The sequence below is a fragment of the Streptococcus iniae genome (assembly GCF_030732225.1).
GTDB lineage: Bacteria > Bacillota > Bacilli > Lactobacillales > Streptococcaceae > Streptococcus > Streptococcus iniae.
Genome location: NZ_CP132230.1, coordinates 443,932 through 458,186 on the forward strand (window position 1 = coordinate 443,932; position 14,255 = coordinate 458,186).

The window sequence follows — 14,255 nt, forward strand, 5'->3', positions numbered from 1 at the left end:
AATTTTTATAAAATTCAAGTTAACGATTCTTTAAACGCTAGGTTAGAGATAGAAAAATGAGGTAGGAGATGTCTGTACTAGAAATAAAAGATTTGCATGTTTCAATTGAAGATAAAGAGATTTTAAAAGGGGTCAACCTTACTTTGAAATCTGGGGAGATTGCAGCTATTATGGGACCAAATGGAACAGGGAAATCAACCCTTTCAGCAGCTATTATGGGGAATCCTAATTATGAAGTAACCCAGGGGGAAATCCTTTTTGATGGCATTGATATTTTAGAACTAGAAGTAGATGAACGTGCTAGAATGGGGCTATTTCTTGCCATGCAATACCCTTCTGAAATTCCTGGAATTACCAATGCAGAATTTATCCGCGCAGCAATGAATGCAGGAAAAGAGGATGAGGATAAAATTTCCGTTCGTGATTTTATTACCAAGCTTGATCAAAAAATGGAATTGCTTGGAATGAAAGAAGAAATGGCAGAGCGTTACCTTAATGAAGGTTTCTCAGGTGGAGAAAAAAAACGTAATGAAATTTTACAATTACTAATGCTTGAACCTAAGTTTGCTCTTTTGGATGAAATTGATTCTGGTCTTGATATTGATGCCTTGAAAGTTGTTTCTAAAGGAGTCAATGAAATGCGTGGTGACAACTTTGGGGCAATGATTATTACTCACTATCAACGTCTCCTCAATTACATCACACCTGATAAGGTTCATGTTATGATGGATGGTCGTGTTGTTCTTTCTGGTGGAGCAGAATTAGCAGCCCGTCTTGAAAAAGAAGGTTATGTTCAAATCGCTGAAGAATTGGGCATTGATTACAAAGAAGAAGTCTAATGGTGTTTGTTTTGTCCTAGTCTGACTAGGCTCATTTAGAAAGTAGAGAAATGAAGGAAGGAACATCAGAATGACTAAAGAAAGTATTATAGCTTTTTCACAGGAAAAAGCAGAGCCTATGTGGCTACAAAAACGTCGACAAGAAGCTTTTGATAAAATAGAAGAGTTAGAATTACCAGTTATTGAACGTGTAAAATATCACCGTTGGAATCTTGGTGATGGAACGATTTCCAGTGATCAGTTAGATGGGAATATCCCTGATTTTATAGAACTTGGTGATAATCCTACACTTGTTCAAGTTGGAACAGAGACTGTGCTAGAACAATTACCCTATGACTTAATTGAAAAAGGGGTTATCTTTACAGATTTTCATTCAGCATTGGAAGAGATTCCCGATGTTATTGAAGCGTATTTTGGGTCTGCATTAGCATTTGACCAAGATAAATTAACGGCCTATCACACTGCTTATTTTAATAGCGCAGCTGTTTTATATGTGCCAGATTTTGTTGAAATAGCAGAACCTATTGAAGCTATATTTTTGCAAAACAGTCAAAGTGCTCTGCCGTTTAATAAACACATCCTCATTATTGCGGGTAAAGAAAGTAAATTTTCTTATTTAGAAAGAATAGAATCTTTTGGTGATGATGCCAAGAAGATTTCAGCTAATATTTGTGTTGAAGTGATTGCTGAGGCAGGAAGTCACATTAAATTTTCAGCTATTGACCAATTAGGAGAACATGTGACGGCTTTTATTAGTCGCCGTGGTCGTTTGGAAAACAATGCTCATATCAACTGGTCTCTAAGTGTCATGAACCAAGGCAATGTTATTGCAGATTTTGATAGTGATTTAATAGGAGAAGGCAGCCATGCAGATTTAAAAGTGGTTGCGGCTTCAAGTGGTCGTCAAATTCAAGGGATTGATACTCGAGTAACTAATTACGGTAAAAATTCTATTGGTCATATCTTGCAACATGGTGTTATTCTTGAAAGAGGAACATTGACCTTTAATGGCATTGGTCATATTATTAAAGGGGCTAAAGGTGCTGATGCGCAACAAGAAAGTCGCGTTCTTATGCTTTCAGATAAGGCTAGAAGTGACGCAAACCCAATTCTTTTGATTGATGAAAACGAAGTAACAGCAGGTCATGCGGCTTCTATTGGGCAGGTTGATCCTGAGGATATGTATTACTTGATGAGTCGAGGCTTAGATCAAGCAACAGCTGAACGTTTGGTTATTAGAGGTTTTCTTGGTGCTGTCATCACAGAAATTCCCATTAAAAAGGTACGTGATCAAATCATTGACGTGCTAGATCAAAAGTTAGTATCACGTTAAAAGAAAAAGGAGACATAAGTGTTTAACCCAGCAGAAATTAAAAAAGAATTTGCGATTTTAGACCAAAGGGTTAATGATGAAGAACTTATCTATCTTGATAATGCTGCAACAACACAAAAACCTAAAAGGGTACTTGATAAGTTGCAAGCTTATTATAAACAGGATAATGCTAATGTGCACCGAGGTGTTCACACCTTAGCTGAACGGGCAACCAAAGAATACGAAGCCAGTAGAGAAAAAGTGAGGCATTTTATTAATGCGGCCTCAACCAAAGAAATTTTATTTACCCGAGGGACGACAAGTGGTTTAAACTGGGTAGCTCATTTTGCTAGTCAGTTACTTCAAGAGGGTGATCAAGTCTTGATTTCTATTATGGAACATCACTCTAATCTTATCCCATGGCAAGAAGTTTGTCGCCAAACAGGTGCGGAACTTGTTTATGTTTACCTTAAAGATGGTCAACTGGATATGGATGACTTTAGAGAAAAGTTATCTGTAAAGACAAAATTTGTTAGCTTGACACATGTTTCAAATCTGCTAGGTTGCCTTAATCCAATCAAGGAAATTGGACAATTGGTACATGATGTAGGTGCTTATTTAGTTGTTGATGGTGCACAATCTATCCCTCATATGGCCATTGATGTGCAAGAATTAGACTGTGATTTCTTTGCTTTTTCTGGTCATAAAATGTTAGGACCGACAGGTATTGGTGTGCTCTATGGTAAAGAAACTCTCTTGAATCAAATGACTCCTATTGAATTTGGTGGAGAAATGATTGATTTTGTGTATGAGCAAGAGGCAACTTGGAAGGAGCTTCCTTGGAAGTTCGAAGCAGGAACTCCTAATATTGCGGGAGCTATTGCTTTAGGAGAGGCTATTTCATATCTTGAAGAGCTTGGAATGGCTGCTATTGATGCTTATGAAAAAGAATTGGTAGACTATGTGATGCCTAAGCTACAAGCTATTTCTGGGCTTACGCTTTATGGGCCTCAAAAGTCTTGTGAGCATCAAGGAGTTCTTGCTTTTAATCTAGAGGGATTACACCCACATGATGTAGCAACGGCACTTGATTATGAGGGGATTGCTGTAAGAGCTGGCCATCATTGTGCTCAACCACTTTTAGCTCATTTAGGGGTGTCTTCGACTGTTAGAGCAAGTCTCTACTTTTATAACACCAAAGAAGATTGTGATCACTTGATAGAGGCAATCATAAAAACAAAGGAGTTCTTTAATGGCACTATCTAAACTCAATAGTTTATATATGGCACTGGTTGCAGAACACTCAAAAAGTCCGCATCATAAGGGTGTCATTGAAGGGGCAGAGGCTGTTTTATTGAATAACCCAACATGTGGTGATCTGATTTCCTTAACCTTGTCCTTTGATGGTGATGTCATTAAAGACATTGCTTTTTTAGGGGATGGATGCTCTATATCAACAGCGTCAGCAAGCATGATGACAGATGCTGTTATTGGAAAAACAAAGGCAGAAGCTTTGAAGCTTGCTGCACTCTTTTCAGAGATGGTTCAAGGAAAAGAAGATAAGAATCAAAAATTGTTGGGTGAAGCAGAACTTCTTTCAGGAGTGTCAAAATTTCCACAGCGGATTAAGTGTTCAACTCTAGCTTGGCATGCTTTAGAAAAAGCTATTGAAAGAAGCAACCCTAACTAAGTTGATAAAAAAGAAAGTAAAGGAAGAGAAATGTCTGAAATCAATGAAAAAGTAGAACCCACGCCTATTGATTTAGGAGATTATAAATTTGGCTTTCATGATGATGTTGAACCAATTTATTCAACAGGGAAAGGTTTGAGTGAGGCTGTTGTTCGTGAGTTATCAGCAGCTAAAGAAGAGCCAGAATGGATGCTTGAGTTTCGTCTTAAATCTTTAGAGACCTTCAATAAAATGCCAATGCAGACTTGGGGTGCTGACCTTTCAGATATCAATTTTGATGATATTATTTATTATCAAAAGGCGTCTGATAAGCCTGCACGATCTTGGGATGATGTTCCTGAGAAAATTAAAGAAACTTTTGAAAAAATTGGCATTCCAGAAGCTGAACGTGCTTATTTAGCAGGAGCTTCAGCTCAGTATGAATCTGAAGTGGTTTACCATAACATGAAGGATGAATTTGAGAAGTTGGGGATTGTTTTTACGGACACAGACTCAGCTTTGAAAGAATACCCTGATTTGTTCAAGCAATATTTTGCAAAATTGGTTCCACCAACAGATAATAAATTAGCAGCCTTGAATTCAGCAGTTTGGTCAGGAGGAACCTTCATTTACGTTCCAAAAGGAGTAAAAGTAGACATTCCACTGCAAACTTACTTTAGAATTAACAATGAAAATACAGGTCAATTTGAACGGACCTTGATTATTGTTGATGAAGGGGCAAGTGTTCACTATGTTGAGGGCTGTACAGCACCGACCTATTCAAGTAATAGCCTGCATGCTGCTATTGTTGAAATTTTTGCATTGGATGGTGCTTATATGCGTTATACAACCATCCAAAATTGGTCTGATAACGTCTATAATCTGGTTACAAAACGTGCCAAGGCTCAAAAAGATGCAACCGTTGAATGGATTGATGGTAATTTGGGGGCCAAAACAACCATGAAATACCCTTCTGTTTATCTTGATGGACCAGGTGCGCGTGGGACGATGCTCTCTATTGCATTTGCTAATGCTGGTCAGCACCAAGATACCGGTGCAAAAATGATTCATAATGCTCCGCATACCTCATCATCAATTGTTTCAAAATCAATTGCTAAGGGTGGGGGTAAGGTTGACTACAGAGGGCAGGTTACTTTCAATAAAGAGTCAAAGAAATCTGTGTCTCACATTGAATGTGATACTATTTTGATGGATGATATTTCAAAATCAGATACCATTCCATTTAATGAAATTCATAATTCTCAAGTTGCGCTCGAGCATGAGGCAAAAGTTTCTAAAATTTCAGAAGAGCAACTTTACTATCTTATGAGCCGTGGTTTGTCTGAAGGTGAAGCAACTGAAATGATTGTTATGGGATTTGTAGAACCTTTTACCAAAGAGTTGCCAATGGAGTACGCTGTTGAACTTAACAGATTAATTTCCTATGAAATGGAAGGTTCAGTTGGTTAAATAACTAAGGGGCTGGGCAAAAAGTCGAAATCTCATTGATTTTTTCAAATTTCCGAAATAAGAAACCGCATGAAATCAACGTTTGTAAACGAAAGATTTCATGCGGTTTTGTTTATATTAGGCTTTTTGCCCAGCCCCTTTTTAATGTAACATAGCGATAACAACAAGTAAAACAACAAGAATAATGAATAATCCTAAGCAAATGAAGACAAGTTTATGATGGTAATCAATGAAATGCTCGATTTTTGCAATAAGGCTTTTTGGCTCTTTATAGTCTTTGTGTTTGTTGGAAGGGCGTGAGATATCACCAGTGATACGTTTGGCTTTTCTAGGGAAGAGATTGGCTTCTCTTTTTTCTTTTTTCTCAGAAATATCTTTAAAGGTTTTGCTGGTCAAAGCATTAATAAAGGGATGGCGATAGTATTCTCCATCTTGATCTGACCAATCACCAACTCCCATAACAATAGTGATTAATCGTGTTTTTCCACGTTTTGCTGTAACCATGGCATTGAAAGCCCCAGTTGGGCTAGAACCTGTTTTTAAGCCGTCAACACCTTCTAAACCATATTTATCACCTGGTAAAGAATAGTTGTAAGAATGGAATTCTTCTTGGTAAGGTGTTCCAACCATAGTTTTGACAAGTGATTGATTTGTGAATTTTAAAATATCAGGATACTTGTTCAAAAATTGATAAATCAAAATGGCTAAATCATGCGATGAGGTTTGATTTGGTGCAGCTGGATTATAACCTTGCGGTGTATAGTAGCCATGGAATGCTTGTGCCGCAGCACCACTTGCATTACTGAAGTATGTATTTGTCATACCAAGGTCTTTGGCTGTTTGATTAATACGATCAATAAAGGCACCAGCATCATTATTAGATAAATAATTAGCAATCATAACAGTTGCTGCGTTTGATGATGGGACGACTGTCATTGTAATCAGGTCTTTGATTGGATAGTCTACTCCAGCAACAATTTTATTATTTGAAATTTCATAAATACCACTAATTGCTTGATCTGTTTCAGTAGCTTTTACAGTTGTATCTAAAGTGATTTTTCCCTTAGCGAGTTCCTCAAATAGGAGATATAAGGTAAACATTTTAGACATTGAGGCAGGGTCGCGAACGGCATCAATATTGTCTTGCCATAGAATATCGCCTGTATTTGCATCAACAACAATCGAAGATTTAGGTCTATTGATGTCTTGGACAGTATAACCTGCTTCTCGGGTAATAGTCATGATATCCTTTGCCTCTTCAGCAGAAGCTACAGTCATGAATGACAAAGATAAGAACAATAAAAACGATGCAAATATTTTTTTATACAATTGATCACTCCTAGAGAATAGATAAAATTATTATATCACTTGACTAATACAAAGTGATGATGTTATCCTTAAATCTTAGAGTCACTATTGTATAATTTAGACAAAGGACAAAAACATGAAAAAACGCTACTCAAAAGAATTTAAAGAAACCCTTATCGCCTTCTATCATTCTGGTCAATCCGTCACCCAGCTGTCTAAAGAATACGACGTGGCCCCTGCAACAATTTATAAATGGATAGACCTCTACTCTAAATCTAATGAAAGCTCCGTCTCTAAAGCTGATTTTCTAGAATTAAAAAGACAACTGGCTAAAGTTAAGGAAGAACGAGACATCTTAAAAAAAGTATTGACCATATTCGCCGAGAAAAAGAAGTGAGTGCTGCGGATATGGCTCAAACCATACAAACTTTAGCACTCAATGTCAGACTAAGCTGTCAACTCCTTGATGTTCCTGAATCAAGTTATTATGAACGGATTAACCGACATCCATCTAAAACTCAATTAAGGAGACAATACCTGTCACTCAAAATTTCTCAACTCTTCAATGCTAACCGAGGAATCTATGGTGCTCCTAAAATTCATCATCTTCTATTTAAACAAGGGGAAAAAGTCGGGTTAAAACTGGTACAGAAGCTAATGAAGCAACTTCAACTCAAGTCTGTAGTCATTAAGAAATTTAAGCCTGGATACTCACTAAGTGATCACATCAATCGAAAAAATCTCATACAGACTGAACCTACAAAGAAAAATAAGGTTTGGTCAACCGACATTACTTATATTCCTACTCAACAAGGATGGGCTTATCTCTCAACCATTATGGATCGTTATACTAAAAAAGTCATTGCTTGGGATTTGGGCAAGCGAATGACTGTAGAATTAGTGCAAAGAACTTTAAATAAGGCCATTAAATCACAAGACTATCCAGAAGCTGTTATTCTTCATTCTGACCAAGGAAGCCAGTATACGAGTCTAGAGTATGAAGAGTTGCTTAAGTATTATGGGATGACTCACTCTTTCAGTCGAAGGGGATACCCTTATCATAATGCCAGTCTTGAATCTTGGCATGGACATTTAAAAAGAGAGTGGGTGTATCAATTTAAATATAAGAACTTTGAAGAAGCCTATCAGAGTATTTTCTGGTACATCGAAGCCTTTTATAATTCAAAACGAATCCATCAAAGTTTAGGGTATCTTACACCTAATCAATTTGAAAAGGTAAGTGCTTAAAATAAATAGATTAAAATTCTACGTTTGTTACTCTAAAAACTTGACTTAACCTCAATATCTATCAAGAATTGAATATGGAATATAAATATGATAATTTCTAAATAAATAAAATAGCTTTCCTCTTTTGAAGGAAGCTATTTTTGTACAACAGAGATACTGCTATTGTCTAATTTTTGTCTTATTGATATAAATTTAAGTATTTTTAGTTTGATTTAGAAAATTAAGAAAGGTTTTAATTCAACATTTCTGACGATTACAAGACTTAAAAAATCGTGGAACAAGTCTTGCATGTTCATCATAAGATTAATTTCTCCTTAGTAATTGTGATTACTGTACTATTATAGCATAGGAATGGTAAAAATTTGGTATAGTAAAGTTAGTGAAAAAAGACTTATTAATTTTAGATAAATTTTTCTGTTTTAAAGTATAGAAAGGAAATTACTAATGTATAAAAGATTAAAATGGATGCTAGCAATAGTATCTTTAGGAATAATTTTAGTTGGCTGCCAAATGAACAGTGAACAGAAGAGTCAGAAAAATGAAACCAAAACTAGCAAACACGTCTCAAATCAAAAAATGACAAAAAAAGAACAACTAGCCTACTTAAAAGAGCATGAACAAGAAATCATTGATTTTGTAAGATCTCAGAATAAAAAAATTGAATCAGTTCAGATAGATTGGGAAGAAACTCAGTGGAATGAAGCAAGCAATGGAACGCCTCAAGGTGGAGGTGAAATAGTTGACGTTTATGGAACTTTCAATAATATTAAGAATTCTGGATGGAATGTGACATTTGAAATAACGAACGGAATTCCCGACTTGAATTCTATGATGTTAACAAACGGTTTGGGAATAGGAGGAAAAGTTTTTGAGTAGCTGGAATTTAGAAATGCTAAATGATATTGCAAAAACCTTTTAATCTGATAGTTTGAATGAGTTTGTCTACTAATTATACTATAGAAAGGAATTACCATGTATAAAAGATTAAAATGTGTGCTAGCAATAGTATCTTTAGGAATAATTTTAGTTGGCTGCCAAATGAACAATGAAGAGAAGAGTCCAAAAAATGAAACCAAAACTAGCAAACACGTCTCACATCAAAAAATGACCAAGAAGCAACAACTAGCCTACCTAAAAGAGCATGAACAAGAAATCATTGATTATGTAAAATCTCAGAATAACAAGATAGAATCTGTACAAATTGATTGGAGTGATATTCGATGGAGTAAAGGAGGAAATGGTACTCCACAAGGAGGAGGAGAAGGAATACTACTTTTTGGGGAGATTAATAATAATTCTGAATCAAGTTGGAGAGTTGATATTGATTCAGAAAAAGGACGGTTAGATTTAAAGAATATGTATTTAGGGCAACCTATACGTATTGGAGGAAAAATTTTTGAGTAGCTGGAATCTAGAAATACTAAATGATATTGCAAAATCTTTCTATTCCAATGGTTTGAATGGGTTTGTCTATTGATCATACTATGACTGTAGAAGGGAATTACCATGTATAAAAGATTAAAATGGTCGGTGGCAGTTGTATTTTTAGGAATAATTTTAGTTGGCTGCCAAATGAACAGTGAACAGAAGAGTCCAAAAAATGAAACCAAGACTAGTAAACGCGTCTCACATCAAAAAATGACCAAGAAGCAACAACTAGCCTATCTCAAAGAGCATGAAAAAGAGTTAACTGAATATGTCAAAACCCAAAATCCAGATATTACTGATATTAAATATGATTGGAATAGTATACGTACAGTGGAAGCTAGTAATGGAACTCCTCAAGGAGGAGGGAAACTATTATTAATTTTTGGCTATGCAAATAGTAGTGAACTAACTAATTTTAGTCTAAATTTTACATTGGATGATAATCAAATGCCTAATATTGACTCAGTTGGTTCAGATAATCTATCAACTATTGAAGATTAGTTAGAATAATAAGAAAGTTATATAATGGGAAGTTGGAATCTAGAAATGCTCAACGATATTAAGACAATCTTTATATCCTAATGGTTTGAATGAGTTTGTCTATTGATTATACTATAACTGTAGAAGGGAATGACTGATGCATAAAAGATTAAAATGGATGATACCAATAGTATCTTTAGGAATAATTTTAGTTGGCTGCCAAATGAACAATGAAGAGAAGAGTTCAAAAAATGAAACCAAAACTAGCAAACACGTCTCACATCAAAAAATGACCAAGAAGCAACAACTAGCCTACCTCAAAGAGCATGAACAAGAAATCATAGACTTTATCAAATCACAAAATAAAAAAATTGAATCTGTTCAGATAGATTGGGATGATGTACGTTGGAGTAAAGGAGGAAATGGAACGCCTCAAGGGGGTGGACAAGGTATTTTGCTTTTTGGGAAAATTAACAACGACTCTGACTCTGGATGGAGGATTGATATTGAAATAGAAAGTGGAATACCTAATCTTGAAGAAATGTATTTAGGACAACATATAGAAATTGATGGTGAAATTATTGAGTAGTTAGATTTTAGAAATACTAAATGATATTGCAAAATCTTTCTATCCTAATGGTTTGAATGGATTTGTCTACTGATTATACTATGACTTTAGAAAGGAATTACCATGTATAAGAGATTAAAATGTGTGCTACCGATAGTATTTTTAGTAATAATTTTAGTTGGCTGCCAAATGAACAGTGAACAGAAGAGTGCAAAAAAAGAAAACAAGACTAGCAAACGCGTCTCAAATCAAAAAATGACCAAGAAGCAACAACTAGCCTATCTAAAAGAGCATGAACAAGAGATTGTTGATTTTGTAAAATCACATAATGAACGAATTGAGTCTGTTCAATTTGATTGGTCAAGTATAAAAGTTGAACAAAGTGGAAATGGAACTCCGCAAGGGGGGATTATAATTTATCACTGAGAGGAAAATTTAATAATCTAGAAAATTCAAAATTAATAGTTGATTTTTATTTACCCCATCAAAACGATATTCCAAATATTAAATTGATGGGAATGTTAAATAAACCTATGATTGATAAAGGAAGTTTTTGGGATATTTATAGCGATTAGTAATTAAGGAGAAGTGTTTTGACTAGTTGAGGGTTAGAAAATTTTAATAATCTTTATGCGAATCTTTCAGAATCAACTTATCTGGGACGAGCAAATGCATTTCCAGAAAGAATCAAAGATAAACCAGTTAAGTTTGATTTTTCGAAGGATGCTAGAAAAGTAAAGCAGGTTATCGAAGGAGGTCAAAACCTTCCTAACGATGGTGCCGATAAGAAAAAATTGATATACTTAAGTTAGTGAAAAAAACAGATATATTAAATTTTAGCTAGTACTTGTTTGGTAAATGACAATACTGTGGACTATAGAAAGGGAATTACCATGTATAAGAGATTAAAATGTGTGCTACCAATAGTATTTTTAGGAATTATTTTAGGAGGATGCCAAATGAACAGTGAACAAAAGAGTCAGAAAAATGAAACCAAAACTAGCAAACACGTCTCACATCAAAAAATGACAAAAAAAGAGCAACTAGTCTACCTCAAAGAGCATGAACAAGAAATCATAGACTTTATCAAATCACAAAATAAAAAAATTGAATCAGTTCAGATCGATTGGGAAGAAACTCAGTGGAATGAAGCAAGCAATGGAACGCCTCAAGGTGGAGGTGAAATAGTTGACGTTTATGGAACTTTCAATAATATTAAGAATTCTGGATGGAATGTGACATTTGAAATAACGAACGGAATTCCTGACTTGAATTCTATGATGTTAACAAACGGTTTGGGAATAGGAGGGAAAGTATTTGAGTAATTGGAATACAGAGACTTTTGATAACATTTATACCAATTTAGCACAAGGAACATATACTGGTAGACCAGTTCGCTTTGTGACTTCTTCTTTAAGGAAAGATCAACAGGAAAGATTGTTTTCTGGAAAATCTGTTCAATTTAATTTCTCCAAAGATGTTAAGAAAGGCAAAGAGGTTATCGAAGGTGGTTCAAATCTTCCCAACGATGGTATTGTCTACCTGCAACCTGACAAGTCCTTAAAAACGATTGAGGAAAATGAGCACTTTGTTACACATTCCTATCAAAAAGGTTTATTGACAGACGAAAAGGCTGGTTTTAATGCCTACTACCTGTCAGATACTGAGAAAATAGATAGTACAACAAAACATACTTATCTGGCCATTCGTGGCAGTGACGGGATGGGGATTGATACACTTAACGATTGGATTGCCAACGATGCAATGTTTGCTATCGCTAATCAGTATATTCCTCAGGCTAAATTGGCTAATAAGGCTATGAAGGAAAAAATAGCCGAGTTAAGGAAAAAAGCTCCTGGGGCTGTTATGGATATTACAGGTCATTCTCTTGGGACGATTGTGTCAGCTCAAGCAGTCGTGAATCTTAGTTACGAAGAATTGAAAACAGTTGGTCAAGTTGTTCTCTTTGATGGTCCGGATGTGTCATCCAGTTTTGAAAAAATGCAAGGTATTTCTGCTAATAAAATCAAAGAAGCTGGAGAACATGTGACCTATTATGTTAATCCCTTTGATATGGTTAGCATGCTTAATCGTGAAAAGCCTTGGGAGGAACAATTTGGTAAAGTAAATGTTATTGTACCGAGTGAGTATACAGGTACTTTTGATAATCATTCTGCACATGATTTTGGGGCTTTTCAAATTGATAGTTATGGCAATCCATTAACTGCTTCTGAAAGCTACCATCCAGAATTATTAAAATCTGGGCAAGACTTAGCTAGGCTAGAAAAAAACTTTCTCAAGAATCTTTTAGGAGAGAATTATGATTCAGGTAATCTTAACCAAATAATTCTCGGCGCTATGACAAGTGACTTGTCTCGACTAGTTGCCACACTGAAAGCATTTGGAATTGTTACAACTATAGCTGAAGCTAAAAGGCTTTACGACAATTTCCAATCAGATTATCAGGCCATTATTACGAAAGCTAAAAAGGATGGACTAGAGTGGAACCGAAATAATATTGCTAGCTATCATAGCAAAATAAAATCGGCAACGGGGAGCCAACGCATTCTACTTAGAACTGAATTACTATACATGGCTACTCAGTTAGCAGAAGCAGATGTTTCAGATAAAGTTCAGGCGGCAAAAAAACATATCAGTGAGACTAAGGATGCTATTGAACAAATAGCAACATCAGCAATGACTGCAGCAGAATCAATTGCTCTATTCCTTGATCAGTCAGAAGTTGATACTTTAGTTTCAGAGTTGAAAATGGCAACTATATGGAATGATGGGGTAGAAACTTCAAATATAGAAGCACTAGATCAATATCAAACAAAAATGAGTACTTTTACAGGGAACCTGATAGCTGTTGCACAGAATCTAACAGCTCAAGATGATCAACTTGCTAGTGACATCGTCAATAATTTATCTTAATTGGAAAGTGTATAAAGAGATGACAAAAGGATTGAAACTACCATTGATTGAGATGTTGAAAGCACAGGAAAGAGCCGCAATAAAGGCGATAGTCACTACGGCATTAACCAATATCAACAATAAGGGAGATAGTTTGAGGGGAACTTTAGAAGCGGATGAGCAAGACTTAAAGTCCTACACTTCAACCTATAACAAAAATATTACAGATGGCTTAGAAGGACAAACGGCTCAAGCGGCTTCTGACTTTTTATCACAACTCCCCAAACCTGAGTTAGAAAATCCCGTTAACTAGGAGAATAGAGTGCTAGATACAAGAAAACTGCAAGAACTAGATAATCATTATGATCAAGAAATAAGAAAAATTCATCATTCTAGAGAAGAACTCGAAGATGCTTTTCGATTGTTTATGGCAAGAACAGATAAACTTAGAGAGACTGTTTATCAAGTGGCATTGAGCCAAGGTTGCGAACTGCCTCAGGAAGCTCAGATGTATTTGTATCAAATGGAACACAATCAAGATGCATTTTTGGTAGAATTTAATGCTCATATGGATGAACTGGAAGAAAAGCAAATCCAAATTCGAAAGGATTATGATAATCAAGTCGATAATTTGTACATGGAAGCCCAAAGACAAGCTTCCAAAGAAGAGAGAACTGAAATCTAAAAATAGGATTGTGGTATAGAAACTGAATGGTCTAAACTAATCTAGATAATGATTATAATTTGTTTTACATTAAATAATTATTGTATTATTTGGTATTGGGTTGTAAGGTGTGACAGAGGCTTGAAAATTCATCGAAAATTTTTTTCTACACGACTTCCAATTGTAAAAGAGGTGCTTATGCGTAAAAAAGATAATACGAGTGCTGGAAAAGAATTTGTAATCATCAGCATCATAGCTATAATAATTTTAAGTGCGTTAGTCTATTTAATACAATATATAAGTCATTTAGATTTTCAAATGACCAATGAAACTACATTTCAAATATTCCTGCTCAT

General features: G+C 35.3%; 15 protein-coding genes and 1 pseudogene. 15 read left to right on the forward strand and 1 reads right to left on the reverse strand.

All coding sequences use genetic code 11. From position 1 onward, the window contains the following. The first annotated feature begins 68 nt into the window (after positions 1-68). The 5 genes from sufC to sufB all read left to right on the forward strand — a co-directional run bounded on the left by sufC (position 69) and on the right by sufB (position 5,290). Positions 69-839, forward strand: coding sequence for a Fe-S cluster assembly ATPase SufC (gene sufC / locus Q9317_RS02300; protein ID WP_003100850.1), 771 nt, complete (start codon positions 69-71; stop codon positions 837-839). A 70-nt stretch (positions 840-909) separates the two neighbouring features. Continuing rightward, positions 910-2,172, forward strand: coding sequence for a Fe-S cluster assembly protein SufD (sufD, locus tag Q9317_RS02305; RefSeq protein ID WP_003100851.1), 1,263 nt, complete (start codon positions 910-912; stop codon positions 2,170-2,172). Between the two features lie 18 nt (positions 2,173-2,190). Further along, positions 2,191-3,417 (forward strand): cysteine desulfurase, encoded by a 1,227-nt coding sequence (locus Q9317_RS02310; RefSeq protein ID WP_003100852.1) that lies wholly within the window; start codon positions 2,191-2,193, stop codon positions 3,415-3,417. Further along, positions 3,404-3,841 carry a Fe-S cluster assembly sulfur transfer protein SufU gene (gene sufU / locus Q9317_RS02315; protein WP_003100854.1) on the forward strand — a complete coding sequence of 146 codons (438 nt, stop codon included), beginning with the start codon at positions 3,404-3,406 and terminating at the stop codon, positions 3,839-3,841. Before Q9317_RS02310 ends, sufU begins: the two co-directional genes overlap by 14 nt. Before the next feature lie 30 nt (positions 3,842-3,871). Continuing rightward, positions 3,872-5,290: a Fe-S cluster assembly protein SufB gene (gene sufB / locus Q9317_RS02320; protein WP_003100855.1), complete on the forward strand. Its 1,419-nt coding sequence runs from the start codon at positions 3,872-3,874 to the stop codon at positions 5,288-5,290. A gap of 141 nt (positions 5,291-5,431) precedes the next feature. Here sufB and Q9317_RS02325 read toward each other — a convergent pair whose 3' ends face one another. Next, positions 5,432-6,619, reverse strand: a complete 1,188-nt coding sequence (locus Q9317_RS02325; protein WP_003100857.1) for a D-alanyl-D-alanine carboxypeptidase family protein — start codon at positions 6,617-6,619, stop codon at positions 5,432-5,434. Positions 6,620-6,734: 115 nt separating this feature from the next. On the opposite strand from Q9317_RS02325, the gene Q9317_RS02330 reads away from it, so the two are divergent. The 10 genes and pseudogenes from Q9317_RS02330 to Q9317_RS02375 all read left to right on the forward strand — a co-directional run bounded on the left by Q9317_RS02330 (position 6,735) and on the right by Q9317_RS02375 (position 13,920). Further along, positions 6,735-7,846, forward strand: a protein-coding gene (locus Q9317_RS02330) for an IS3-like element IS981 family transposase (RefSeq protein ID WP_089180045.1) whose coding sequence is annotated in 2 segments (ribosomal slippage) — positions 6,735-6,951 and positions 6,951-7,846 — 1,113 coding nt in all. Because the reading frame shifts where the segments join, the coding sequence is not laid out codon by codon here. Positions 7,847-8,290: 444 nt separating this feature from the next. Beyond that, positions 8,291-8,722 (forward strand): hypothetical protein, encoded by a 432-nt coding sequence (locus Q9317_RS02335; RefSeq protein WP_061866607.1) that lies wholly within the window; start codon positions 8,291-8,293, stop codon positions 8,720-8,722. 162 nt (positions 8,723-8,884) lie between these two features. Continuing rightward, entirely contained in the window at positions 8,885-9,250 is a 366-nt protein-coding gene (locus Q9317_RS02340; RefSeq protein WP_370297330.1) for a lipoprotein BUG3, read from the forward strand. A 102-nt stretch (positions 9,251-9,352) separates the two neighbouring features. Further along, a complete protein-coding gene (locus tag Q9317_RS02345) occupies positions 9,353-9,775 on the forward strand; it encodes a hypothetical protein (protein WP_017794849.1) in 423 nt (140 codons plus the stop codon). A 136-nt stretch (positions 9,776-9,911) separates the two neighbouring features. Next, entirely contained in the window at positions 9,912-10,343 is a 432-nt protein-coding gene (locus Q9317_RS02350; RefSeq protein WP_016356162.1) for a lipoprotein BUG3, read from the forward strand. 102 nt (positions 10,344-10,445) lie between these two features. After that, positions 10,446-10,897: pseudogene (locus Q9317_RS02355) on the forward strand (hypothetical protein). Positions 10,898-11,215: 318 nt separating this feature from the next. Then, entirely contained in the window at positions 11,216-11,647 is a 432-nt protein-coding gene (locus Q9317_RS02360; protein WP_031239572.1) for a hypothetical protein, read from the forward strand. Continuing rightward, positions 11,640-13,256 carry an alpha/beta hydrolase gene (locus tag Q9317_RS02365; RefSeq protein WP_016356159.1) on the forward strand — a complete coding sequence of 539 codons (1,617 nt, stop codon included), beginning with the start codon at positions 11,640-11,642 and terminating at the stop codon, positions 13,254-13,256. The genes Q9317_RS02360 and Q9317_RS02365 overlap by 8 nt, the downstream gene beginning before the upstream one ends. Positions 13,257-13,275: 19 nt before the next feature. Continuing rightward, the gene (locus Q9317_RS02370; protein ID WP_017794709.1) at positions 13,276-13,548 is read left to right on the forward strand and encodes a hypothetical protein; all 273 of its coding nucleotides are present in this window, start codon (positions 13,276-13,278) and stop codon (positions 13,546-13,548) included. Between the two features lie 9 nt (positions 13,549-13,557). Next, positions 13,558-13,920, forward strand: a complete 363-nt coding sequence (locus tag Q9317_RS02375) for a hypothetical protein (RefSeq protein ID WP_016356157.1) — start codon at positions 13,558-13,560, stop codon at positions 13,918-13,920. The last annotated feature ends 335 nt before the right edge of the window (positions 13,921-14,255 follow it).

What these genes read in the sequence shown, in the direction of transcription:
- sufC (WP_003100850.1), top strand. Translation starts at nt 69, where the DNA reads ATGTCTGTACTAGAAATAAAAGATTTGCATGTTTCAATTGAAGATAAA.
- sufD (WP_003100851.1), top strand. Translation starts at nt 910, where the DNA reads ATGACTAAAGAAAGTATTATAGCTTTTTCACAGGAAAAAGCAGAGCCT.
- sufU (WP_003100854.1), top strand. Translation starts at nt 3,404, where the DNA reads ATGGCACTATCTAAACTCAATAGTTTATATATGGCACTGGTTGCAGAA.
- sufB (WP_003100855.1), top strand. Translation starts at nt 3,872, where the DNA reads ATGTCTGAAATCAATGAAAAAGTAGAACCCACGCCTATTGATTTAGGA.
- Q9317_RS02335 (WP_061866607.1), top strand. Translation starts at nt 8,291, where the DNA reads ATGTATAAAAGATTAAAATGGATGCTAGCAATAGTATCTTTAGGAATA.
- Q9317_RS02340 (WP_370297330.1), top strand. Translation starts at nt 8,885, where the DNA reads ATGAACAATGAAGAGAAGAGTCCAAAAAATGAAACCAAAACTAGCAAA.
- Q9317_RS02345 (WP_017794849.1), top strand. Translation starts at nt 9,353, where the DNA reads ATGTATAAAAGATTAAAATGGTCGGTGGCAGTTGTATTTTTAGGAATA.
- Q9317_RS02350 (WP_016356162.1), top strand. Translation starts at nt 9,912, where the DNA reads ATGCATAAAAGATTAAAATGGATGATACCAATAGTATCTTTAGGAATA.
- Q9317_RS02360 (WP_031239572.1), top strand. Translation starts at nt 11,216, where the DNA reads ATGTATAAGAGATTAAAATGTGTGCTACCAATAGTATTTTTAGGAATT.
- Q9317_RS02370 (WP_017794709.1), top strand. Translation starts at nt 13,276, where the DNA reads ATGACAAAAGGATTGAAACTACCATTGATTGAGATGTTGAAAGCACAG.